We start from the raw sequence: 23,994 nt of genomic DNA, 5'->3' as shown, positions 1-23,994 counted from the left end.
CCGCCGTCAGGCGGTGGGCAGGTTGGTGCGCAGCCGCGCCTCGAAATACGCGACGGTGCGCGCCAGCCCGTCCTCCAGCGGCACCTTCGGCTCCCAGCCGAGCAGGCGGCGGGCCAGGCCGATATCCGGGCAGCGCCGCGTCGGATCGTCCTGCGGCAGCGGCCGCTTCTCGAGCGCGGTGCCGGTGCCGCACAGGCCGATCACCCGTTCGGCCAGTTCGCGCACCGTGATCTCGTGCGGGTTGCCGATATTGACGGGGCCGGTCACGTCGTCGGGCGTGTCCATCAGGCGCATCAGGCCTTCCACCAGGTCGTCGACGAAGCAGAAGGACCGCGTCTGGGTGCCCTCGCCATAGATGGTGATGGGCTGGCCGGACAGCGCCTGGACGATGAAGTTGGACACCACGCGCCCGTCATTGGGGTGCATGCGCGGGCCGTAGGTGTTGAAGATCCGCACCACCTTGATGCGGACATTGTGCTGGCGCCGGTAGTCGAAGAACAGCGTCTCGGCGCAGCGCTTGCCTTCGTCGTAGCAGGCCCGCGGCCCGAGCGGATTCACCGATCCGCGGTAGTCCTCGGTCTGCGGATGGACCTCGGGGTCGCCATAGACCTCGCTGGTCGAGGCCTGCAGCACCTTGGCCTTCAGCCGCTTCGCCAGGCCCAGCATGTTGAGCGCGCCGGAGATGGAGGTCTTGGTCGTCTGCACCGGGTCGAACTGGTAGTGCACCGGCGATGCCGGGCAGGCCAGGTTGTAGATCTCGTCGACCTCCACATACAGGGGGAAGGTCACGTCGTGGCGCATCGCCTCGAATTGCGGGTGCGCCAGCAGGTGCGCGATGTTGTCGCGCGTGCCGGTGAAGTAGTTGTCGACGCACAGGACCTGGTGGCCCTGCGCGAGAAGCCGTTCGCACAGGTGGGAGCCGATGAAGCCCGCCCCCCCGGTCACCAGCACGCGCTTGCGTGAGATCATCTGTTCGTCGTCCCTTCCTTGCGCCGGCGACGGTCCTCGACCATGCGTTCGACGGCGTCGTCCAGCTTGTCCACGAATGCGTCCCAGGTGAAGAGCCGCGCGCGCTCGGTCCCCGCCGCGCCCATCCGGGCGGCCAGGGCGGGATCGCGCGCGAGCTGCAGCATCCGCTCGGCGAAGGCCGCCGGATCGTCGGGCGTGAGGAAGCCGGTCACGCCGTCCTGCACGCTCTCGCGCGGGCCGCCGCGATCCACCGCGACAACCGGCCGCCCGGCGGCCATGGCTTCGAGCGGCGTCAGGCCCCAATCCTCGTTGAAGGCGGTGAACAGCAGCGCGGTGCAGCGGTCCTGCAGCGCCTGCATCTGCGCATCCGTATTGTCGGTGTGGAACTCGACATCGCCGATCTCGCGGCCGCGCGCCATCAGCTCCTCGGCGATCGCGCGGCTTTTGTCGTCGACCATGCCGGCGACGACCAGCCGCCAGCCGGGCAGGTCGCGCTTGGCCAGCGCGAAGGCTTCGAGGCCGAGGCGGATGTTCTTGGTCCACATGATCCGCCCGGCGATCAGGAAATAGGGCTCGGGCTTCGCGCCGCCGGTGATCCGCGCGGCCGCGATGCCGGGATAGGCGAGACCGACATCGCCCTGCGGGCGCAGGCCGCCGCGCAGGATGCGCCCGCGCACCGTGTCGCTGATCGCGACCACCGTGTCGTAGTTGCGCCAGCAGGCGCGATCCAGCGCCTTGAAGGCGGCCTCCGCCACCAGGCCGAGCGGCCGGAACGGCCCGAGCCGGCCGAGCGCACGCTCGCGGTAGACCTCGTCGAACACCGCGCGCAGCGGCGTGAAGACCAGCGCCAGGATGGGCTTGTCGCGGTTGCGCAGCGTCAGCAGGTCGCCCAGCCCGTCGCAGGACACGACCAGGGCGTCGAACCGCGCGGGGTCGATGCGGGTGGTCGCGATGCGCGCCGCGCCCGAGATCGCGCCGAGATAGGTGCGCTTCACCGAGACGCGCGGCAATTCGACCACGCCGGAATCGCGCAGTTCCGGATAGGTGTCCGCGGGCGCGAAGCGGCTGGTGTAGAGCGTGACCTCGTGGCGCGAGCGCGCGCGGTATTCGAACAGCGTCCGCTCCAGGCCCGACTTCAGGTAGATCCAGGGGTGATACAGCGCGATGCGCATCATGCCTCCTTGGGCGAAGCGCGGCCGGCCGGCAGCATCTCGGCGTACAGCTCGGTGAGCCGCGCGGCATGCCTGTCCCAGCTGTAGGCGGCGGCGAGGTGCCGGTTGTCCAGGCCCGCGGCGGTGCAGGCGGCGCGATCCTCCCACAGCCTGGCGATCGCGGCGATCATCGCCGCCTCGTCGCCCGGCGCGTGGCGATGCCCGGCGAAGGGGATGGTGTCGAGCGAGGAGACCACGGCGCAGCCGCCGGCCATCGCCTCGGCGACCACCAGGCCGAAGGTCTCGGCATAGGTCGGGAACAGGAAGATGCGCGCCTGCGACAGCAGCCGCCAATACAGGTCGCCGGAGCGGCCTTCCTCGACCACCAGGTTGGGCGGCGCGGCGGCGCGCAACGCGTCGGTGTCCGGTCCCCAGCCGCAGGCGCGGAAGGCGATGTGCGGCAGCGCGCGTGCCGCCGCGACGACGTGATGGAACCCCTTGCGTTCATCGAGCCGCCCGGCGAACAGGACGAAGTCCTCGCGCAGCGCGGCCGGTGGGAAGCCGCCATCCTCGATGCCCGGGTGGATCACCAGGCTGCGCGTGGCGCTGGTGCCCATGGCGATGCCGGCCTGGCGCGAGGCCTCCGACAGGAAGATCATGCGGTCGTAGGATGCCCGCAGGATGCTGCGTTCGAGCATCATGTGCAGGCGCCCGCCAAGTGGCCCCTTCAGCCGCAGCCAGCCGTCGCCGAACAGGCCCAGCATCTCGCACACGACCGGGCGGCGCGCGATGCGGGCGGCGGCCAGCGCCGGCAGAGCGGCGTTGTAGTTGAAGGCATGCACCAGGTCGTGGCGGCGTGCCGCGCGCGCAATGGCGCCGATCCGCAGCGCCATCGCCTGGCGCGGGATGCGCATCCGGCGGGTCGGCACGCCCTCGATGCTGGTGATGGCGGGGTCGCCGGTGGTCAGTACCTCGACCGCGATGCCGCGGGCCATCAGCGCGGTGGCGGTGCGCAGCGCGATGCGTTCGCCTCCGCCGCGGAAATCCGGCGGGAAGACCTCGTGCACCAGCAGGATCGATCGCACGGTCACAGCACCAGGGTCCTGGCGCGGATGGAACTGGCCAGCAGCGTCGCGCTCAGCACCACGGCGCGCGGCAGCCCGAAGACGAAGCGCGCGGCAAGGTGCAGCGGGTTGCGCAGCCGCCCGCGGTCGATGAAGCGGATCGCCAGGTAAGGCAGCGTGAGCAGCAGCAGCGCCGGGTGCAGCACCGCGCCCGCCAGGCCGATCGCGAACAGCGTGAAGCAGGCGCTCAGCGGCGACAGGAAGTAGCCCAGGAACAATTCGCGCCGCAGCGCCGGATAGGCGCGCACGATGAAGGGCCAGTGGCGCATCGCGCGCGGCTGCATCAGCCAATCGAGGAACGACACCGCGAAGACCTCGTGATGGACCAGCGCATCGGGCGCATAGCCGGTGGGGTATCCGGCCATGCGCACCGCCCAGCCGAGCGCGGTATCCTCGCCGTAGAAGCGTTCGCGGAAATCCTCGGGGAAGCCGCCCACGGCGCGGAAGGCGGCGGCGTCGTAGAAGATGTTGCAGGTCTCGAAATAGGGGGTGGGGCCGGTGACGCTCACGGTCTTCTCGAGCAGCCGGCGCGGCTGGCCCGGATGCGGCAGCGTGCGCCCCTGCACGAGCGCGAGGCCGCCGGCGATGGCGCGCGCGCCGGCGGCGATCCAGCCGGGCGTCGCTTCGCAGTCGTCGTCGGTGAAGGCCAGGATGTCGCCGCGCGCCTGGCCGGCGCCGAAATGGCGCGACGGCCCGGGGCCGGAGAAGGCGGTGGCGACATAGGCGATGGGCACGTCGCTCCCGGCGGCGATGCGCGCGACGCGCGCGGCGGTGTCGTCCGGCGTGGCGTTGTGCACGACGATGATCTCGAAGCGGTCGCGTGGCCAGTCCTGCGCGACCAGCGACCGCAGCAGGCGTTCCAGCAGCACGGGCCGGCGATGCGTCGGCACGATCACGCTGACGAAGGGCGGCGTCACGGCGCGGTCCTGTCGTCGGCGGCCTGCCCGGCGGCGATGCCCCCGACCGGGCGCCGGCGCAGCCCGCCGAGGCGCTGTGCGGGGAACCAGCGCGATGTCATCAGCGCGAAGGCGCGGCTGTCGGGCAGGCGGCGCGTGGCCTGGGCCTGGCGGCGCAGCGCCAGCGTCGCGCCGAGGTGCCGCAGGTTCCACAGCAGGGCCCGCAGCCTGGCGCGCCGCGGGCGGTGCGCCAGCGCATCGGCCAGGCTGTAGGCGATGATCGCCGGCAGCCACCAGGCCAGCCGGGCGGCGCCGAAGCACTTCAGCCCCATCCGCAGCCGGTTCTTGCCGTAGTGGAAGACCATGGTGGGATGGCTCGGCCCGATCTCGGTGCCGACATGGTGGATCGCGACCGCGCCCGGCACCACGCGCGCGCGCTGCCCCGCCAGCGCCAGCCGCAATCCCAGGTCGGGTTCCTCGTAGCCGTAGAAGAAGGCATCGTCGAAACCGCCCGCCGCGCGCAGCGGTGCGACCCGCGCCAGGATGGCGGAGGCGTTCATCCACAGCACGTCGCGCGCTTGCGCGGCGGCGGCGCGCGGCGCCCCTTCGTCGAGGTCCCAGCACAGGCCGAGCGGGGAGATCGCGCCGCCATAGGCATTCAGCATCGTCCGGTCATGCGCGAAGACCACGCAGCCACCCACCATCGCGACCGACGGGTCCTGCGCGAAGGCGGCCATCGCCGCGCGCGTCCAGCCCGGGTCGAGTTCGACATCGCTGTCGACGAAAGCCACGAAGCCGTCCGCCGGCGCCTGCGCGAGGCCGAAGCCCCGCGCGGCCGCCGGCCCTTCGGGCGCCTTGCGGTGCGTGCGCAGCCGGACCGGCAGCCGCGGCGCGAGGGCTTCCAGCACCGCGGGCGTGTCGTCGGTCGATCCATTGTCCACCACCAGCACCTCGATCGCCTCCGGCGGCCAATCCTGCGCGGCGATCGCGGCGATGGTGCGCGGCAGGTCGCGCGCGCGGTTGAAGGTCGGGATGACGAACAGGATCGGCGTCATGGCGTGGCCGGCCACAGGCGTGGCGCGCTGCCCAGCAGCGCCAGCACCAGCGCATAGGTGTACCATGACGGGTCGAGCCACAGCGAGAAGTCGACCGTCTGCTGCACCGCCTCCAGCAGGATCGCGATGGTGAAGCCGACACAGATGCCGCGCACCGCCCCGCGTGTCGCCGCGATGGCGCGCACCCCGCGCAGCAGCCCCGCCAGCAGCAGCAGCACGAAGCCCGCCAGGCCGATCGCGCCGGCCTCCGCGAGGATGAGCAGGTACACGTTGTGCACCGGCGCGGCGGCGCGCACGCTCGCACTCGCCGCGACCTCGGCCAGTGCCTGGATTTCGAGCGCAATCAGCGGGACGAATTCCGCCATCCGCGCGCTCGATGCGCCGAAGCCCACGCCGAGCAGCGGCGCGTCGTCGAAGACCAGCACGGCGGCGCGGTTGTAGTCGGCGCGGAAATCGATCGATTCGCTGAAGTCGCCGCTGAACCGCTCGATGATGTCGCCGAGGAAGGGCAGCAGCGCCGCGGCCAGCGCGCAGCTGCCCAGGATCATGCCGCCGATCGCCAGCCGCGCCGGGATGGCGCGCAGCGCCACGCCGCAGGCCACCACCAGCGGCAGCGCGCCGAGCAACAGCACCCCCGGCGCGCGCGACTTTGTCACCAGCATCGCCGCCAGCCCGACCAGGCTGATCGCGATGCCGGCCAGGCGCAGCAGCGGATGCCGCGCGAAGGCCACGACGCCGAAGGCCGCCGGCACCAGCAGCAGCAGGTAGGCCGCCAGAACATTGGGATGCGCGAGCGAGCCGGAAGCGCGGTTGAAGCCCAGTTCCTCGATGTCGATCGCGCCCTGGCCGGCCAGCACGGCCGACAGCCCGCCATCGGCGCGCAGCAGCACCTGCATCATCCCGAGCGCAGCCTGCATCAGGATCGCAAGCGTCAGCCCGACCACCGCGGCGATCCACAGCGGGCGGTCCATGTTCCACTGCAGCCAGGCCAGCACCAGGGCGAACTTCACCACCCGCACCGTGTCCGTCATCGCGAGGTCCGGGCGGTCGGCGGCCAGCGTGGTCAGCAACGCCGCCACCAGGAAGGGCAGCACCGGCGCGATCGACAGCTCGTGGCCCGGCCGTGCCGGCGCGCCGCGGCCGAGCGCGCGCTGCAGCGCCGTCACGCCGACCATCGCGAGCAGCATCAGGTCGGCCGGCGTCCAGAACAGCCCCGCATTGGCCGGCGTGTCGAAGACCGCGACGAAGGCGTCGAAATACTGCCGGTTATAGGTCAGCGCCACGATGTAGCCGACCAGCAGGACCTCGCGCGGGCGGCCGGTCAGCATCGCGAGCGCCACCGCGCCGGCGAGCCCGGCCACACCGACCAGCCCCTTGAGGCCGAGCTGCGGGATCATGGCGCCCAGCGCCACGGCCAGCAGCGCCGCGCCCACCACGCCCGTGAGCCCGACCAGCCGCGCCGGCAGCGGGGCGCTGCTCACGGCGCGCGCAGGCCTTCGTAGCGCAGCAGCATGATGGCGTGGGGCGGCACGCGCACCAGCCGCTCCGCCCCCGTCGCGCCGAGCGTTTCGCGTTCGAGGCGCACCTCCTGCTCGGCGCCGAGGTGGAAGCGTCCATGCGCGCCCGCACGCGCCTGGTCGCCCCAGCGCACGCCTGGCACGCGCAGCAGCTCGGTGCCGGTATGGGCATCCGCCGCGTCGGCGACCAGCGTCTCGGTCGCCAGCGACGCCGCGCCGCCGGCGCCGCCCAGCGTCAGGCGGGCGGCGATGGCGGCGTTCGGATGCCGGTTGATCAGCAGCACCGTCACGGTGCGGCGGTCGGGCGTGGCGCTCGCGAGCACGTCGAGATACGGCGCGGCCGCGACGGCATCCATGTAGCCGATGGCGCGGCTGCGATAGGTCGCGACCTCGGTGGTGGCGGACAGCAGGCCGCCTTCCATGCCGCGCGCGATCATCCGGAAGGCCATGGCCGGGGCGGTCATGGCCCAGCCATTCCCGCGCCGCCCGATCCAGCCCATGAACAGCGATTCATTGAGCTTGAAGAAGTTCGCGAGCAGCATCGAGGGCTCCTCGGCGAAGGCCCGCAGCACCGAGGCGACATAGATCGCCGAGCCGATGGTCTTGACGTGGTCGATCAACGCCGAGGCCGGGTCGATCGCGAATAGCGGCCCCCATTCGGTCACGCCGACGCCGATCCGCCCGGCCCGCTCGGGCGCGAAGCGCGCGATCTCGGCCCGGGTATCCGCCAGGTTGCGCGCCACCAGCTGCGGGAAGGCCCACATCGCCGCATAGACATCCAGCGCATCGAGCCCGCGCGAATCCGCCAGCACCGGCGCATAGGCATTGTGCACCGCCAGCAGGTCGATCTCGGCGCCGGCGCGGCGCAGCACCACCTCGTTCCAGTCGTCGTGGCTGTTGAAGCGGTAGCGGCCGAAATTGCGCAGCCCGATCGCGGCGATGCGGATCTCGGGATCGACGGCGCGCATGGCACGGGCGAATTCCACCAGCCGTTCGGCATAGCGCCGCGGCGTGGTGGCGCCGCCGGAGGAATCGCCGGCCATGTAGAGCTCGTTGCCGATCTCCCACCAGGTGACGCGGCCGTTGCGCGGGCTGCGCCCGCCCTCGCCATTGACGTAGCGCACCCAGTCGGCCGCGAGCGCCGGCGTGCCGGTGCCGGCATTGACCGTGATCAGCAGGCTGCCGCCGATCTCCCGCGCGAAGGCCAGGGCCTCGTCCGTGCCGAAGGAATGGCGCACGCGTTCGGTGTCGCCCGGCACCATCGGCGTCGTGGCGCGGGCCGATTGCGGGCCGATCCCGTGGCGCCAGTCATAGGCATCCGACCACACGCCGCCGGGGAAGCGCACCAGCGTCACGCCCATGTCGCGCGCCATGCGCACCACTGTCGGGTCGAGCCGGTTGCGCTGCGAGTCCCACAGCCCGTTGGCGTCGCGGATCATCTCGACATTGGTGCCGAAGATCTCGCGCGGGATCATCCGGCGCACCGCCGTGGTGTCCACCCGCACGCGGGCGGGAATGTCGGGCGCGGGCGCCGCGCGCGCCGCCGCCCGGGCAGCCGGGGCCGCCGCGCGCGGGGATGGCGCCGCACCGCCCGCGGTGATCGAGACCGCGGCGAACAGCGCGGTGCCGCTGGTGCCGCTCGCGACGATGAACAGCACCGCGCCTTCCACCGCCGGGTCGTCGGGGACCTCGATACTGTCCTGCCGGCTCGCCAGCGTGCCGTCGGCGGCCGCGCTGGTCATCACGATCGACCCCGCATCCGCGCCGCCGCGCAGCACCACCAGGCCCAGCACCGCCTGCGCCCCGCCGGTCGCGCCCAGCGCCGCCGAGACAGCCAGCCGCCGCCCGCGCACCGCCGAGGCGGGCAGCAACTGCCCGATGCCATAGGGCTTGTCGCTCGGCGTGTTGCGCGCATTGGGCGACAATTCGAGCATCCGGCCGGCCATGCCCGCCGGCGCCGCCACGAGGCGCATCCGCCCCTTGGGCGCGGTCGCGGCATCGAGCACCCATCCGGCTGGCGGCGTGCCGCCCTCGGTGAACGACCCGTTCTCGATCAACGGCTGCGTGCGGGCGGGAAGTGCGCCGGTCGCGACGACCAGCAGCAGCGCCAGAACGGTGCGTATCATCCCTGCCCCTCGCCTCGTGCGCCTGGTCCCGAGGACCGCCAGGCCAGCCGGAGCGCACCGAGCAGCGTCGGATCCACCCCCAGGAGCCGCCGCACCACGACCGCCTGTGTCGCCGCCTGCGCGAACAGCGTGGCGACGGTGGCCACGGCGGCGCCTTCCGACCCGAAGACTGGCACCAGCAGCAGGCATAGCACGATGTCCAGGATCACAGCGCCGAACGCGCAGGCTACGGTCGCGCGGTTGTGCCCGGCCAGGGCCAGCAGCCCGCCGCCCGGCCCGCAGGCCGCGACCGCGACCAGCCCGCCGAGCAGGATCGCGAGCGGCCCGGCGGCATCCTCGAATCCGCGGCCGAAGGCGGGCAGCAGCCAGGGCAGGGCGGCGATCAGCACCACCGCGATCGCCGCCGCCAGCCCGACCATCAGCGCCACCGCGACCGCCACCGTGCGGCGCAGGCCGTCAGTGTCCTGCGCGGCCGCCTGGCGTGCCATGGCCGGCGCCATGAGCGACAGCACCGAGGTGGAGGCGAGCGCCACCGTGAGCGCCAGCCGCGACGCGACGCTGTACACGCCGGCCGCCTCCGCCCCCACCAGCGTGCCGAGCATGATGGTATCGAGCCGCTCGACCAGCGACACGGCCGCCATGGCCAGCACGAAGGCGAGGCCGGCATCGATCCAGCGGCGCCGATCCTCGGTCGATCGCGGGCCGCACCGCGGCACCGGCATGGCGCGCCGAACGGCCGGCAGCGCGGCGGCCCAGGCGATCGCGGCGGCCAGCGCGGTGAGCCACAGCGCGACCGCCGGGTCGGCGAGGCCAAGCAGGCCTGCCACGAGCACCAGCACCCCCACCAGCAGCGTGCGTGCCAGGCCGGCCAGCAGCTCCGCGCGCAGGGGTTGTCCCATCGCCTGCAACATTCCCGCAGCAAGCGTCACGAATCCGAAAGATGGAATGATCGCCGCCGCGGCGAGGGCATGCCCCGCCTGGTCCCGCAGCGACGGCGTGAGGGCGAAGGCCAGCCAGAACGCCGCCGCGATCCCGACCGAGCTCGTGGCCAGCAGCCACTGCGCGGTGCGGATGAAGCCGCGCAGGCGGGCCGCCTCGCCGGTTGCCGCGTAGACCGGGATGAAGCGGATCGCCGCCAGCGGCATGCCGAAGCCGCCTGTGACCGAGAGCACCGTCACCATCGACAGAAACGTTGCATAGACCCCCAGTCCCTCGGGGCCGAGGGTACGTGCGAGGACGATCTGCATGCCAAAGCCCGCTGCGACGATCATGCCCTTCAGGCCGAGCGCCAGGGCGCTGCGTGTCAGCATGCGCCCGGACGGCGCCGGCGCTCGTTCCACGAATTCGGCCCCCGTTCCACATGCGGAGATTGGGGCAGATTGTTACGCAACGGAAGCCATGCCAGACTGTGCCCACGCCGCCACGGGGCGGAGGCCGGGCTTGGAGGCGACTGGGCGGCAGGATGCCGGCCAGGGAATTGTGCATGTTTCGACCGTGATCGGGATGCGGCGGCTGGTGCCGGGATACGGTGCCGCAGCGCCACGATCGGGTCACGGGACCAGCGCCTCGGACGGGGGAGATTCGTGATGATGCCCGCGCGAGCAGAACCCTGGGCCGGGCCGCAGGTGCGGCGATGACGCGCGGCCCCCTCGCCGAGGCGGAGCCCGGACTGCGCGCCATACCGTTGCTGACCGCGGCGGCGCCGACCGCCCTGGTGCGCCGGTCCGTCGCCGTGCTGGCCGGCCTGCTGCCCGCGGTGGATGGCGTGATCGCCATCGGCGCCGGGGTGGCGGTCAGCCAGCTGGTCGATACCGACGGGGACGGCGAGGGCGCCCGCCACGCCGCCGCCACGCTGGTCGGCACCATGTTCTTCCTCGCGCTCGCGGCGGCCGGCGGGCAGTACCGCGCCGATCTGCTCGACCGGCGCATCGGCGCGGTCGGCCGGCTGCTGGCCACCTGGGGCCTGGCGCTGATGCTCACCATCACCGTTGCCTACCTGTGGGATGGCGGCGTGGCGGTCACGCGCGGCTGGCTGGTCGGGTGGTCGGTGGCCGGCGCCGGCGCGCTGGCGGGCTGGCGCGTCCTCGCGGCGATGCGGATGCGCCGCTGGCGCGCCGAAGGTCGCCTGGCGGAGCGCATCGCCATCGTGGGCGGCGCGGAGCACACGCAGCGCCTGGTCGACCACCTGGCGCAGCCGGGGCTCGCGGGCCAGGTGGCGGTGCTCGGCGTCTATGGCATCGACACGCCGGAGGCACCGGGCCTCGACAGCATGCATCGGCGCCTGGCCGACCTGGTGCACGAGGCACCGGGCCTTGGGCTCGATGCGGTGATCGTGGCGCTGCCGTGGTCGGACCCCGACCGCATCGCCGCGGTCTGCATGCAGTTGCGCGACCTGCCGGTCGATGTGCGCCTCGCACCCGATCTCGCGGCCTATGACCTGCCGGCGGGCGCGCCGCGCATGATGGGCGGGCGGCTCGCGCTCGAGGTCTGGGGGCGGCCGCTGCGCGACTGGCGCGGCTTCGTGAAGCGCGCCGAGGACCTGCTGGTCAGCGCGGGGCTGCTGGTGATGGTGGCGCCGGTCATGCTGCTGGCGGCGCTGGCGATACGGCTCGACAGCCCGGGGCCGGTGCTGCTGCGCCAGCGGCGCTTCGGCCTGGGCAACCGGCCGATCATGATCTTCAAGTTCCGCACCATGTATGCCGATCGCTGCGATGCCACCGGCCGGCTGGCCACCCTGCGCGGCGACCCGCGCGTGACGCGCGTGGGGCGTTTCCTGCGGTCCTCCAGCATCGACGAGCTGCCGCAGCTGTTCAACGTGCTGCTGGGCACGATGTCGCTGGTCGGGCCGCGCGCCCATCCGGTCGAGATGCAGGTCGGCGGGCGCTACTACCACGAGATCGTGCGCCACTACGCCGCGCGCCACCGCATGAAGCCCGGCATCACCGGCCTCGCGCAGGTCAATGGCCAGCGCGGCCTGGTGGACAGCATGGAAAAGGCGCAGCGGCGGCTCGACTACGACCTCCATTACGTCGAGCACTGGACGCTGTGGATGGACATGCGGATCCTGGTCGCGACGCTGACGCGCGGGATGCGCTGCGACAACGCCTTCTGAACGCGACCCCGGCGCCGCGCGCGCCCATGCGAAGGAGCAGATGAGATGCAGGTCGTGATCCTGGCCGGGGGCTCGGGCACCCGCGCCTACCCGTACACCGAATACCTGCCCAAGCCGATGATGCCGGTGGGCGGCAAGCCGATCCTGCTGCGCGTGATGGACATCTACGCCCGGCAGGGCATCACCGAATTCGTCATCTCGGTGGGCTACCGCAAGGAGATCATCCTCGACTATTTCGACGGCCGGAACTTCGGCTGGAAGGTCGACATCGTGGATACCGGCGCTGCCACCGACACCGGCGGGCGCATCTGGGGCTGCCGCCACCTGCTGCGCGACACCTTCATGGCGACCTATGCCGACGGCCTGTCGGATGTCGACCTGGGCGACCTGCTGGCCTTCCATCGTCGCATGGGCAAGCTCGCGACCATCACCTCGGTGCCGCTGCGATCGCAATACGGCACCATCGAGGCCGACGCCGCCGGCGTGATCTCGGACTTCCGCGAGAAGCCGGTGCTGCGCGAGCACTGGATCAACGCGGGCTACTTCGTGATGGAGAAGCGCATCTTCGACCATTGGCAGGGCGAGAACCTGGAGCGCGACGTGTTCCCCGGCCTGCTGCCCGGGCGCAACCTCGCGACCTATCGGCACGACGGGTTCTTCAAGTCGATGGACACCTACAAGGACCAGCAGGAAATCGAGGCGATGTTCGCCGAGGGGCGCGCCCCCTGGATGCGCACGGCCGCGGCCGCCTGAACCGCACGAGGGGCATTCCATACCATGGGTTCGAACGACGGCTTCTGGGCCGACAAGCGCGTGCTGGTGACCGGGTCCTCGGGCTTCCTGGGGTCCTGGACGGTCAAGGAGCTCAACGCCCGCGGGGCGACCACCATCGGCTATGTGCGCGACCTGGGGCGGCACTTGTCGCGCCGCGACGATCCGCAGACCGAACCCCACTTCACCGTCTACGGCGCGCTCGAGGACTACGAGACCATCCTGCGCGCGATCAACGAGCATGAGGCCGACACCGTGCTGCACCTGGGCGCGCAGCCGATCGTGGGGATCGCCAACCGCAATCCGCGATCGACCTTCGAGGCGAATATCCGCGGCACCTGGAATGTGCTCGACGCCTGCCGCGAACTGGGCGGGCGGGTGAAGCGCATCGTCGTCGCGTCGTCCGACAAGGCCTATGGCACGGCCCCGAGCCTGCCCTATGACGAGACCATGCCGCTGAACGGGCGGCATCCGTATGACGCATCAAAGTCCTGCACCGACATCATCGCGCAGACCTACCACCACACCTACGGCCTGCCGGTCTGCGTGACGCGGGCGGGGAATTTCTTCGGCGGGCGCGATCTCAACTTCAACCGCATCGTGCCCGGCGTGGCGCGCTGGGCGATCAACGGCGAACGCCCGATCCTGCGCTCCGACGGCAGCATGATCCGCGACTACATCTACGTGCGCGACGTGGTCTTCGCCTATCTCGCGCTGGCCGAGGCGATGGAGGACCGCGCGCTGCACGGGGAGGCCTTCAACTTCTCGACCGAGCAGCCGATGTCCGTGGTCGCGCTGGTGCAGCGCATCCTGGCCGCGGCCGGGCGGGCCGACCTGGAACCGATCATCCTGGGTGAGGCCACCAACGAGATCCCCGAACAGCATCTCTCGGCCGCCAAGGCGCGGCGCATGCTGGGCTGGAAGCCGGCCTTCACGCTGGAGGCGGCCCTGGATGAGACGGTGGCCTGGTACCGCGCCTGGCTGGCCGGCACGGCGGGCCAGCGCCCATGACACCGCCTGCCGGCCCCGCGCCGGCGGGCCTCGGCGCGCTGCTGCCCGCGGTCTCTCTCAACGAACTGGCGGAGCTGGTGTTCCGCCGCATCTGGAGCGCCGTCGCGATCGTCACCCTCGCGGTGGTCTTCGCGGCGGGCTACGCCTTCCTCATCCGCGGCGATGCCTGGGTGGCCGAGGCCAAGATCCTGGTGCGCCTGGGCCAGGAGCAGGCGCCGCTGCCCACCATGCTGGCCGACCGCCAGGCGCTGATCGCGACCACGCCGAGCCATGTGAACAGCGAAATGGAACTGATCCGCTCGCGCGACCTGATCGCGCGGCTGGTCGAGCGCATCGACCTGACGCCGGCGCCGCGCCCGGTGCCGACATCGTTGTTCGGCCGGCTGCGCGAAGGGGCGCGCGCGACGTGGTTCGGCGCGCGCGAGGCGCTCGACGAATTCCTCATCACCATCGGGCTGCGCCCGCGCCTGACGCCGCAGCAGGCCGCGATCGAGGCGATCGCCGGTTCCCTGCTGCTGACCGCGGCGCCGAACAGCAACGTCATCAGCGCGCGCGTGTTCTGGAACGACCGCGCGCTGCCCGAGCCGCTGCTGCGCGACCTGCTCGACCTGTATTTCGAGATGCGCGGGGCGATGTTCCAGGGCAGCCAGGCGGTCGCCTTCTTCACCGACCGCCGGCGCGACACCTCCCAGCGCCTGCAGGATACCGAGGCGGCGCTCGCCGCCTTCGAGCGCGCCAACGGCATCTTCAACCCCGACGAGCAGCGATCGACCCTGCATCGGCGCCTGGCCGAGGCCGATACGGCGATCCAGGCGGCGACGCTCGACCTCGACCTGTCGCGCACCGCGATGGACCAGCTCCAGGCCGCCCAGGCGGCGGGCGACGAATCGCTGTCGGGCGTGGCGCTCGCGGGCAATCCGCTGCAGCAGACCCTCGCCACCGAGCTCGCGACGCTGGGTGCGCGCAGCGCGGGGTCGCAGACCACGCTCAACCCGCAGGACGTCAATATCCGCCGCCAGCGCGCCGAGATGGCGGCGTTGTCGCGCCAACTGACCGAGCAGGTGCGCGCGACGCTCGCCCAGCGCCGCCAGCAGCTTGAGGCCCGCGAACGCCAGCGCGCGACGCTCCAGCAGGAACTCGACGCGCTGCAGGCCGACCTGCCGCGCTGGTACGAACTTCGGCGCGACGTCGATTCCGCCCGGCGCGCCTACGAATTCAACGACAACAAGCTGAACGACGCGCTGTCGGTCGCGGCCCTCGAGGAAGCGCGCATCGGCAATGTCCAGCTGGTCCAGCGACCGGCGGCCAACGCCGCGCCGGTCGGCATGCGCAAGATGTCGCTGATCGTGCTGTCGGCGGCGGTCGGCGTGGTTCTGGCGCTGGCCTGGATCGTGGTGCGCAGCTTCTTCGACCAGCGGGTCTATGGGCGCCGCGATGTCGAATCGCGGCTCGGCCTGCGCGTGCTGGCGGTGGCGCCGCGGGTGCGCCGGCCCCTGCAGGTCGCCTGAACCATGGCCTCGGGTCTCGACCGGCATTTCGCCCGCGCGGCGGCGGTGATCGCGCAGGAGGCCGAGCGCGGCGCACCGCTCGCTCTCGCCGTCACCGCGGCGGCGGCGCGCGAGGGCGTGACCACCTGCACCGCGCTGCTGGCGCGCGAATTGTCCGGCGTGCTCGGCCTGCGCGTGCTGCTGGTCGACCTGGCCGGCGGGCGGCTGCCGGTCGGCGATGCGCTGGCGCGGCTCGGCGCGCCGCCGGCGATCCTGGCCGACGATGCCGTGGCGCGCAGCGCGGCGCCGCTGGCGCTGGTGGTCGCGGAGGGGGGCTTGCCGGCGCTGCGCCCGCGCCTGTCGGCGTTGGTCGTGGCGGCCGGCACGGCGCGCTTCGATGTCGTGCTGGTCGATGCGCCGGCGGCAGATGCCGGGCCGGCGGCGATGATCGCCGCGCGCTGCTGCGGCCAGGCGCTGATCGTGATCCGCGCGGGCAACCTGCCGGCGGAGGCAATCGAGCGCCTCCAGCAGGACCTGGCGCAGGCGCAGGTCGGCGTGATCGGCGCCGTGCTGAACCAGCGGCGCGAGGTGGTTCCCGGCTGGATCGACAGGCTGCTGCGATGACCACCATGCCCGACGTCAGCGTCGTGATTTCCTGCAAGAACCGCGCGGCGATGCTGTGGGACTGCTTCCGGGGCCTCGGCGCGCAGACCCTCCCGCGCGACCGGTTCGAGGTGGTCCTGATGGACAATGTCTCGACCGACGACCTCGCGGCGGTGGCGGATCGCGCGCGGCGCGAATTCGGCCTGACCGTGACCTGCACGCGCATGGAGACCGACCGCGGCCCCGCGCCGGCGCGCAACCGTGGCGTCGAGATCGCCCGCGCCCCGGTGATCGCCTTCACCGACAGCGATTGCCGGCCGGAACCGGGGTGGCTGGCGGCGGGGATTGTGCCCTTCGCCGACCCGGCCGTCGCGCTGGTGACCGGCCCGGTGCTGGCCAAGCCGGAGCAGCCGGTCACCGTCACCTCGAAGCTGACCTTCCAGGCGCCGGTCGAACACCCGACCTTCCCGACCGCCAATGCCTTCTTCCGGCGCGACGTGTTCCGCGCCTTCGGCGGCTTCGACGTGGCGCTGTGCTTCGAGGATCCGCTCGGCCGCGCCACCGAATGCGCCGACACCGACCTCGCCTGGCGGATCATCAAGGCCGGCCATGCGCGCCGCTTCGTGTCGGATGCGGTGATGCGGCACGAGATCGAGCAGCTCTCGACCTTCAACTGGCTGATGGAGCCGACGCGGCTCTTTGCGCTGCCCGAGCTGGTGCGCCGGCATCCGGAGCTGCGCGACGAACTGCTGACCTGGCGCGTGTTCTTCTTCCCCTGGGGCAGCGTGCTGTCGGCGGGCTTCGTCACCTGGCTGGCGGCCTCGGCCTGGCAGCCCTGGCTGTTGCCGGTCGGCCCGCTCTGCCTGGTGGCCAGCGCGCTGCGGCCGCGCCGCAATCCCGCCACGCTCGGCTTCGGCGAACGCATGCTCAAGACCTCGGGCGAGGTGCTTCGCATGTGCCTGACATCACTGACTCTGGCCTATGGCAGTGTGCGATTCCGCTCGCTGGTCCTGTGACGCCCTTCACCGACGGAGAGACCCCGATGCCACGCAAGACGCTTTCGGTCCTCGGCCTGCGGACCACGGTCTTCGCCGATCGCAGCGAGGTCGGGCTGGAGTTCAGCGCCCGCCGGCCGCGCCGCGACGCCGCCCCGGTGTTCGAGGACGCGCAGCCGCCCGTCGCGCCGCCGGTGGCGACCTCCGGCGGGCCTGAGGCCGCCGCGCTGGCGGAGCGCGTCGGGGCGCTGACCTGGTACCACACCCTCGAACTGCCGCATGGCATCGTGACCCCGGGCTACTACGACCATCGCGAATTGCTGCCGCGCTACCGGCTGCCGCCGCGGCTCGATGGCCTGCGCGTGCTCGATGTCGCGACCTTCGACGGCTTCTGGGCCTTCGAGTTCGAACGCCGCGGCGCCGCCGAGGTGGTCGCGCTCGACGTGCGCGAGAAGCGCGAGATCGACCTGCCGCCGCGCACCCGCGCCGCCATGACCGAAGCCGACCTGTCCTTCGCCTTCGGCCGCGGCTTCGCCCTGGCGCGCGAGGCGCTCGACAGCAAGGTCCAGCCGCTGCACTGCAACGTCTATGACCTGTCGCCCGAGCGCGCCGGGATGTTCGACCTGGTGCATGTGGGCGACCTGCTGCTGCACCTGCGCGACCCGGTGCGCGCGCTGACCGCCATCCGCAGCGTCTGCCGCGGGCGCGCCATCATCTCCGACGTGATCTTCCCCGACCTCGACCGCGGCACCGGCGGCGTGCCGCTGATGCAGTACCAGGGCGGGCGCGGGCAGAACATCTGGTGGCGCCTGGGCGCCGAGGCGCTGCGCGCGATGGTCGAGGATGCCGGCTTCGAGAATGTCGAGGAAGTGTCGCGCTTCAAGTACGGCCAGCGCGGGCTGCCGCCGTCGATCTGGCACGCCGTCTTCGCCGCCGGCGTGTGACGGGGCGCCGCGGCTGCCTGGCGCGCATGCGCATCGCCATCACCCACGGCACCTGCTGGCCGGAGATCCGCCGCGGGTCCGAACGCCTGCTGGCCGATGCGGCGCGCGTGCTGGCGGCGCGCGGGCATGATGTCACGGCCATCTCCACCACGCCTGCCATGCCCGGCGGCGGGGAGGAGACTCGCGGCGCGGTGCGCTACGCCTTCCTGCCGTTGCGCGAACCGCCGGCGCTGCTGGTGCGCGCGCGGCAGCTCACGCGCCATCACCTGTTTGCCTGGGACCTGCGGCGCGCGCTCGGCACCGGGGGCTACGACGCCGTGCTGTGCCTGGGCTGGCAGGACGCCGCCGGGGCGCTGCTGGCGCGCCGCGCCGGCGCGCGCTTCCGCCTTGTCGCGGCGATGACCGGCATTCCGGTGCGCGCCTATTTCCGCCGCACGCCGCTGGATGGGCTGGCCTATCGCCGCGTGCTGGCCGGGGCGGATGCGATCGTGGTGATCTCGCGCTTCGCCGCGGCGCGGTTGCAGGCGGAATTCGGCCACGGCGGCGTGCTGCTGCCCGCCCCGGTCGACACCGCGCCCTTCGCCGCCGTGGCGAAGCCCGCATCATCCGACGGCACGGTGCGCGTGCTGTTCGTGGGCGACGCCGACGAACCGCGCAAGGGCGCCCTGCTGCTGGCACAGGCCTATGCGGCGGCGCGCCCGCGCCTGGGGGCGACGGCGCGGCTGGGCTATTCCGGGCGCGCCTCCGCGCCGGTGCGCGCTGCCATCCGGGCCGCGCTGCCGGGCGGGCTGCAGGCGGAGCTGGACTTCCACGATGTCGGCGCGGTCGACGACCTGCCGCGGCTGCTCGCCGCCGCGACCATCGTGGTCAACCCGGCGGTGTGGGAGGCGCTCGGGATGGTGCTGATCGAGGCGCTGGCCGCCGGCACCCCGGTGGTCGGCTGCGACCATGCCGGCACGCCCGACATCGTCGACGACCCGGCGATCGGCACGCTGTTCGCGCCGGGCGCCTTCCGCCACGCCGCCACCAACATCGCCGGGCTGGCCGAGGCGATGGTGCGCAGTGCCGGCCTCGCGCGGCTGCCGCGGACCGAGGCGCTGTGCCGCGCGCGGGCCGAGGCCTTCTCCTGGGCGGCGCTGGCGCCGCGCTACGAGGCGCTGCTGGCCCCGCAAGGGGCATCCGCCGGCGCGGCGATGGGCTAGGCTGCCGCATGGCCCTGCACCGATTCGCGCCCGTACGTTTCTGGTGCATCGCGCTCGCCATGCTGCTGGTGGCCTGCGAGACGCCGCGCAGCTTCGACCGCGGCATCAACGAGGACCCGGTCTATTTCGACGACGCCACGCCGGAGCAGCGCGAGGCAGCGGCGCGCCTGGTCGGCGACGGGCTGCTGCGCGGCTCGGGCACCTATCGGCTCCAGCCCGGCGACCGGGTGGAGGTGTTCTACCACGCCGACAACCAGCGCCTGCGCCCCTATCGCATCGGCATCGGCGACGAGCTCGAACTCGACTTCGACTTCAACCGCGACCTCAACCGCCAGATGATGGTGCGCCCGGACGGGATGATCTCGCTGCCCGGCAAGGGCGAACTCCGCGCGATCGGCCTGACGCCCGCCGACCTATCGGCCGCGGTGGCGCGGCGCTATGCGGATGTCGCGCGCACGCCGGTCGTCACCGTCATCATCCGCCGCTTCACCACGCCGACCGAGGACCTGGCCGAGGTGGTTCGCAACGGCGCCGACGGGCGCGCCCGCACCGCGCTGGTGCGCCCCGATGGCGTGGTGGACCTGCCGCTGGCGCAGGGCGTGCCGGCGGCGGGCATGACGCTCAATGAACTCACCGCCGCGCTCAATGCCCGCTATGCGCGCGAGGTCGGCGGCGTGACCGTGAGCGCGCGGCTGTCGCAGATCGCCGCCAACCAGATCTTCGTCTTCGGCGAGGTCCGCCAGGCCGGCGCGATCCCGGCGCCATCCCCGCGCACGCTGCTGCAACTGGTCGCGGCCGCCGGCGGGCCGATGCCCACGGGCGCGATGGACCAGGTGCGGGTGCTGTATTTCGACCCGGCGGGACGCGCGCGCGTGCGGCTGGTCAACCTGGAACGCGTGATGAACGACCTCGCGATCGAGGAGGACATGGTGGTGCCGCCCAACGCCACGGTCTGGGTGCCGCCGACGCAGGTGGCGCGCGTGGGCCGCTTCGTCGACCAGGTGATCCGCCAGATCTTCCTGTTCAACGGCACGTCGATCTCGTTCAACTACGGCAATACGCTGCGCTTCCCGAACTGAGGACGGCGGCGCATCACGCCGCGGCGTTGGCGCGCCAGCGGCGCAGGTCGGCCTCGACCATCTCGGCGATCATCTCCTCGAGGCTCGTCTCCGGCACCCAGCCCAGCACGCTGCGCGCGCGTGTGGCGTCGCCCACCGTCACATCGACATCCGCCGGGCGCAGGAATGCGGGGTCCACCTTCACATGCGCCTCCCAGTCCAGGTTCATGTGCGTGAAGGCGATCCGGCACAGGTCGCGGATCGATGCGGCGCGCCCGGTGGCCACCACGTAGTCCGCCGGCTTGTCCTGCTGCAGCATCAGCCACATCGCGCGCACGTAGTCGCGCGCATGGCCGAAGTCGCGCCGTGCCTCCAGGTTGCCCATCGGCAGCTCGCTCGCGAGGCCGAGGCTGATGCGCGCCGCGCCGTCGGTGATCTTGCGCAGCACGAACTCGATCCCGCGCAGCGGGCTGTCGTGGTTGAACATGATGCCGTTGCAGCCGAACAGGCCGAAGGCGTCGCGATAGTTCTGCACCAGGCAATGCGCGAAGACCTTGGCCGAGGCATAGGGGCTGCGCGGGTGGAACAGCGTGTCCTCGTTCTGCGCGGGGGTCTCGGCGCGGCCGAACATCTCGGACGAACTCGCCTGGAAATAGCGCACGCCGGGGGCGGCGATGCGCACGGCCTCCAGCATGTTGGCGGTGCCGATCGCGGTGACCTGCGTGGTCAGCAGCGGCTGGTCCCACGACATCCGCACGAAGGACTGCGCGGCCAGGTTGTACACCTCGTCGGGCTGGACCTTCTGCAGCAGGCGGATCAGCGACGACAGGTCGATCAGGTTGCCATCGACCATCCGCACCGCGCCGGCGCAGCCCAGCCGCCGCAGCCGGTCCTGCACCGCTTCCGAACCGCCATGGCGATGCAGCAGGCCATAGACCTCGTAGCCCTTCTCCAGCAGCAGGGCCGCGAGGTACGCCCCGTCCTGCCCGGTAACACCCGTGATCAAAGCGCGTGCCATCGCGTCGCCCACCTCATGCCCGGTCCTGCCGGCGAACCAGCCTAGCCGGGCGGCATGGGGGCCGCCAGGAACCGCAGGTTGGTGGTCCATCGCGGTGTTGCCTGGATCACGCGGGGCGCGGCACCCAGCAACCGCAGCGTGCAGGGCGCGCGTGGCGCGTCAGCGGGCCTCGGCGCGCAGCAGGCTCGGCAGGCCGACGCGGAAGTTGAGGATGGCGCGCACGCCTTCCTCGGGGAATTGCAGCTTCACCTCGGCACCCGGGCCGAGGTCGTGCACCAGCCCGCGCTCCAGCAGCCGCACGCCGAAGCCGCGGCGTTCGGCATTGGGCGGGCTGACCGGCGGGCCGCCGCTCTCGCGCCATTCGAAATGCGCGATGCCGTCCTCGCCGAGCGACCAGGTGGTGTCGACCTCGCCGCCGGGGCGCGACAGCGCGCCGTGCCGCACCGCATTGGTGGCAAGTTCGTGCAGCGCCAGCACCAGCGCCTGCGCCTGCGGCGCCTCGACCTGGATGCGCCCGGAGCCGGCGATGCGGATGGCCCGCCCGCTCCCGAGCCACGGCCCGAGCGCGGCCTGCACCACGCGCGCGAGGTCGACGGGTTCCCACCCGCCTTCCGCCAACAGGTCGTGGCTGCGCGTGAGCGCCTGCAGGCGGCCCACGAAGTCGCGCCCGAAGCCGGTCGAATCCCCGCCGGCGCGGCGCAGCGACTGCGCCGCGATGGACTGCACCGTGGACAGCGTGTTCTTCACGCGGTGGTTCAGCTCGGTCACCAGCAATTCGCGCGACCGCTCGGCGCGCACGCGCTCCGTCACGTCCTGCAGCACGGCCGAGACACCGGTGACCACGCCATCCGAATCCTTCACCGGATGGCAGGAGGCGAGCCAGTGCCGCAGGTGCTGCACCGCGCCGGGCGCCTGGCCGGTGCAGGTCACGTCCAGCACCGGGCGCCCGGTCCGCAGCACTTCCTGCTGCGCGGATTCCAGCGGCGTGGCGAGGCCCTCGGGCATCACGTCGTGCGGGGCGCGCGCGACATGGGCCTCGGGCGGCAGGCCGCTGATCGCGGCGAATCGCGCATTCACGTTGACGAAGCGCAGCGTGGTGTCCACCAGCGCCAGGCCGACCGGCACGTTGTCATAGACGGCGCGCAACTCGGCCACGGTCTGGCGCACCTGCGCCTCGTTGAAGCGATGCGCGGTGCCGGCGCCGCGCGCATCGGCCACGTCGTGGACGGCGCCGACCCATTCGACCAGCTGGCCGTCCTCGGTCGAGACCGGCACGCCGGTCGCGCGCACCCAGCGCCAGGTGGTGCCCTCGCCGGCGGTGCGCAGGCGGAACTCGACGCCGATGGTCTGGCGCGCGACCAGGCAGCGGCCCCATTCGGCCAGGGTCGGCGCGCGGTCGTCGGGGTGCAGCATCTCGACCCAGCCATCCTTGCGGAAGGCGGGCGCGGCCTGGCCGGTCAGCCCGGCCCAGCCGGCGGCCTCGATCCAGCCGCCGCCGGCATCGGCGCGCCACAGCACCAGCGCGCCGGCCTCGGCCAGGGCGCGCAGGCGCCGCGACTGGTCGCGCGATGCGGCATCGGCCTCGGCCAGCGCGGCACCGAGCATGGCGATCTCGGCCGGACCCGATGGCGCCGGCGCGGCAGGGGCGGGGCTGTCCTCGCGCAGCGCAAGGGTTGTCGCGTCGGCCTGTCGCAGCAGGTCGTCGAGCGGCGCGCGCAGCCCGCCCAGTGTGGCGCGCCAGGCGGCGAGTGCGCCCAGCGCGCACAGCACCACCAGCCCTAGCGCCCAGGGCAGCAGCCCGGCGACGGCGGGCGCGGGCGCACCAAGCGCGACCAGGCGCCATTCCGGCGCCTCCTGCAGCGCCGCCACCACCACGTCGACCGTCGGGCCGCCGGCGGTCGCGACCGGGCTTGCGACACCGCGCGGCAACGCCACCAGCGCCGGCCAGTCCGGCAGGTCGGCGGGTTGCGCGCCGAGCGAGGCCACGATCCGCCCGCGGCTGTCGAGCAGCACCGCGCGCCCGGGGCCCATCGCCGCCGCCAGCCGGTCGGGCCGCAGCGGCAGGCTCAGCACGGCCTCGGTGCGGCCATCGCGCATCAGGGGCACCATCAGCATGGGCGGCAGCAGCGCGCCGGCCGGGCCGTTCAGCATGTCGCTCACGCGCGGTCGGCCGGTCTCGACCGCCCAGAGCCCGGCGGCAATCGCCGGCGTGGAGGCCAGCGGCGTGCCGAAGGGCTGGCTGGTATCGACCAGCATGCCGAGCCCACGGTCGAGCAGCCCGAGCGGCGTGCCGAGCGCATCTGCCAGGCGTCGCGCGGCGCCATCGGCGGCCGCAAGGTCGGCGGCCACGCGCGTCGCGTCGATGCCGCTGCCGAAGGCGAGCAGCGCCTGGCGGCGTGCTTCGATCTCGGCATCGATGGCCCGCGCCGCCACCTGCGCGCCGGCCACCAGGCGAGCCTCGGCGGCGTCGCGTTCGGCGCGGCCCTCGATCACGCCGAGGACGGCGCCGCCCACCAGCAAGGGCAGCATCGCGACGGCGACAAGCACCGCCAGCCGCGCACCCAAGGTGGTGCCGCGGGTCCCCATCCGGCCCGAGCTCTGCCTCATCCCCTGCACGATCTGCTCCTGGCGGGACCCACACCCCCGGCCATCACGGAACGTTCAACCAAAGGTTGTTCCATTGCAAGCATTTAACGGGCTGCTGACACGAAACGGCGTTCACGATGCTGAAAGCACGCCAGGGTGGTGTTAGCCTTGGACCATGGCGGTCATTGGACGACGCGGCTCGGTGTTTCGCAACGTGGCGTTGGCCGGGGTGGTGGCGGCCGCCATGGCGGTGGCCGGCTGCGCCACCGAGGAACCGCCGCCCGAGGACCTGCCGCTGCCGCCCGAGCCGCCCGCCCGCGTGCAGGCCGCCCGCCAGCCCGCGCCCGGCGCCGCCCGCCCGCGCGAGGC

General features: G+C 72.6%; 19 protein-coding genes and 1 pseudogene. 10 read left to right on the top strand and 10 right to left on the bottom strand.

Features of this window, described 5'->3' with window-relative positions; genetic code table 11:
• Nucleotides 1–6: 6 nt before the first annotated feature.
• Genes LQ222_RS21990 through LQ222_RS21955 form a run of 8 tightly spaced genes read right to left on the bottom strand, consistent with a single transcriptional unit; the run spans nt 7 to nt 10,148 of the window.
• Entirely contained in the window at nt 7–969 is a 963-nt protein-coding gene (locus tag LQ222_RS21990) for a UDP-glucuronic acid decarboxylase family protein (RefSeq protein ID WP_230168997.1), read from the bottom strand.
• Entirely contained in the window at nt 966–2,141 is a 1,176-nt protein-coding gene (locus LQ222_RS21985) for a glycosyltransferase family 4 protein (RefSeq protein WP_230168996.1), read from the bottom strand. Before LQ222_RS21985 ends, LQ222_RS21990 begins: the two co-directional genes overlap by 4 nt.
• Nucleotides 2,141–3,211, bottom strand: coding sequence for a glycosyltransferase family 4 protein (locus LQ222_RS21980; protein ID WP_230168995.1), 1,071 nt, complete (start codon nt 3,209–3,211; stop codon nt 2,141–2,143). The genes LQ222_RS21985 and LQ222_RS21980 overlap by 1 nt, the downstream gene beginning before the upstream one ends.
• Entirely contained in the window at nt 3,208–4,161 is a 954-nt protein-coding gene (locus LQ222_RS21975) for a glycosyltransferase family 2 protein (protein ID WP_230168994.1), read from the bottom strand. The genes LQ222_RS21980 and LQ222_RS21975 overlap by 4 nt, the downstream gene beginning before the upstream one ends.
• Complete coding sequence (locus LQ222_RS21970) at nt 4,158–5,195, bottom strand: glycosyltransferase family 2 protein (protein ID WP_230168993.1); 1,038 nt, start codon at nt 5,193–5,195, stop codon at nt 4,158–4,160. Before LQ222_RS21970 ends, LQ222_RS21975 begins: the two co-directional genes overlap by 4 nt.
• On the bottom strand, nt 5,192–6,676 hold the full coding sequence (locus LQ222_RS21965) for an O-antigen ligase (protein ID WP_230168992.1): 1,485 nt from the start codon (nt 6,674–6,676) through the stop codon (nt 5,192–5,194). The genes LQ222_RS21970 and LQ222_RS21965 overlap by 4 nt, the downstream gene beginning before the upstream one ends.
• Nucleotides 6,673–8,838, bottom strand: a complete 2,166-nt coding sequence (locus LQ222_RS21960; RefSeq protein ID WP_230168991.1) for a hypothetical protein — start codon at nt 8,836–8,838, stop codon at nt 6,673–6,675. The genes LQ222_RS21965 and LQ222_RS21960 overlap by 4 nt, the downstream gene beginning before the upstream one ends.
• Nucleotides 8,835–10,148 carry a lipopolysaccharide biosynthesis protein gene (locus LQ222_RS21955; RefSeq protein WP_230168990.1) on the bottom strand — a complete coding sequence of 438 codons (1,314 nt, stop codon included), beginning with the start codon at nt 10,146–10,148 and terminating at the stop codon, nt 8,835–8,837. Before LQ222_RS21955 ends, LQ222_RS21960 begins: the two co-directional genes overlap by 4 nt.
• Before the next feature lie 323 nt (nt 10,149–10,471).
• On the opposite strand from LQ222_RS21955, the gene LQ222_RS21950 reads away from it, so the two are divergent.
• The 9 genes from LQ222_RS21950 to LQ222_RS21910 are packed head-to-tail and all read left to right on the top strand — an operon-like array spanning nt 10,472 to nt 20,042.
• Nucleotides 10,472–11,950: an exopolysaccharide biosynthesis polyprenyl glycosylphosphotransferase gene (locus LQ222_RS21950; protein WP_230168989.1), complete on the top strand. Its 1,479-nt coding sequence runs from the start codon at nt 10,472–10,474 to the stop codon at nt 11,948–11,950.
• A gap of 45 nt (nt 11,951–11,995) precedes the next feature.
• Nucleotides 11,996–12,703: a sugar phosphate nucleotidyltransferase gene (locus LQ222_RS21945; RefSeq protein ID WP_230168988.1), complete on the top strand. Its 708-nt coding sequence runs from the start codon at nt 11,996–11,998 to the stop codon at nt 12,701–12,703.
• A 24-nt stretch (nt 12,704–12,727) separates the two neighbouring features.
• Entirely contained in the window at nt 12,728–13,732 is a 1,005-nt protein-coding gene (locus LQ222_RS21940) for a GDP-mannose 4,6-dehydratase (protein ID WP_230168987.1), read from the top strand.
• Nucleotides 13,729–15,240 carry a GNVR domain-containing protein gene (locus tag LQ222_RS21935; RefSeq protein ID WP_230168986.1) on the top strand — a complete coding sequence of 504 codons (1,512 nt, stop codon included), beginning with the start codon at nt 13,729–13,731 and terminating at the stop codon, nt 15,238–15,240. Before LQ222_RS21940 ends, LQ222_RS21935 begins: the two co-directional genes overlap by 4 nt.
• Nucleotides 15,241–15,243: 3 nt before the next feature.
• Nucleotides 15,244–15,843 carry a hypothetical protein gene (locus tag LQ222_RS21930; protein ID WP_230168985.1) on the top strand — a complete coding sequence of 200 codons (600 nt, stop codon included), beginning with the start codon at nt 15,244–15,246 and terminating at the stop codon, nt 15,841–15,843.
• Nucleotides 15,840–16,838: a glycosyltransferase gene (locus LQ222_RS21925; RefSeq protein WP_230168984.1), complete on the top strand. Its 999-nt coding sequence runs from the start codon at nt 15,840–15,842 to the stop codon at nt 16,836–16,838. The genes LQ222_RS21930 and LQ222_RS21925 overlap by 4 nt, the downstream gene beginning before the upstream one ends.
• Before the next feature lie 26 nt (nt 16,839–16,864).
• Complete coding sequence (locus tag LQ222_RS21920; RefSeq protein WP_230168983.1) at nt 16,865–17,761, top strand: class I SAM-dependent methyltransferase; 897 nt, start codon at nt 16,865–16,867, stop codon at nt 17,759–17,761.
• Nucleotides 17,762–17,787: 26 nt separating this feature from the next.
• The gene (locus LQ222_RS21915) at nt 17,788–18,963 is read left to right on the top strand and encodes a glycosyltransferase family 4 protein (protein WP_230168982.1); all 1,176 of its coding nucleotides are present in this window, start codon (nt 17,788–17,790) and stop codon (nt 18,961–18,963) included.
• 8 nt (nt 18,964–18,971) lie between these two features.
• Nucleotides 18,972–20,042 (top strand): polysaccharide biosynthesis/export family protein, encoded by a 1,071-nt coding sequence (locus tag LQ222_RS21910; RefSeq protein WP_230168981.1) that lies wholly within the window; start codon nt 18,972–18,974, stop codon nt 20,040–20,042.
• Between the two features lie 13 nt (nt 20,043–20,055).
• On the opposite strand, the gene LQ222_RS21905 is transcribed toward LQ222_RS21910, so the two are convergent.
• A complete protein-coding gene (locus LQ222_RS21905) occupies nt 20,056–21,039 on the bottom strand; it encodes a GDP-mannose 4,6-dehydratase (protein WP_230168980.1) in 984 nt (327 codons plus the stop codon).
• Nucleotides 21,040–21,198: 159 nt separating this feature from the next.
• Nucleotides 21,199–23,646, bottom strand: coding sequence for a PAS domain-containing protein (locus LQ222_RS21900; RefSeq protein ID WP_230168979.1), 2,448 nt, complete (start codon nt 23,644–23,646; stop codon nt 21,199–21,201).
• Nucleotides 23,647–23,800: 154 nt separating this feature from the next.
• Between LQ222_RS21900 and LQ222_RS21895 the strand changes: the two are divergent.
• A pseudogene (locus LQ222_RS21895) lies at nt 23,801–23,994 on the top strand (hypothetical protein); the annotation flags it as partial.

It is taken from the genome of Roseomonas sp. CECT 9278 (assembly GCF_918698155.1).
GTDB lineage: Bacteria > Pseudomonadota > Alphaproteobacteria > Acetobacterales > Acetobacteraceae > Neoroseomonas.
This window is presented reverse-complemented; position numbering and strand designations above follow the sequence as displayed.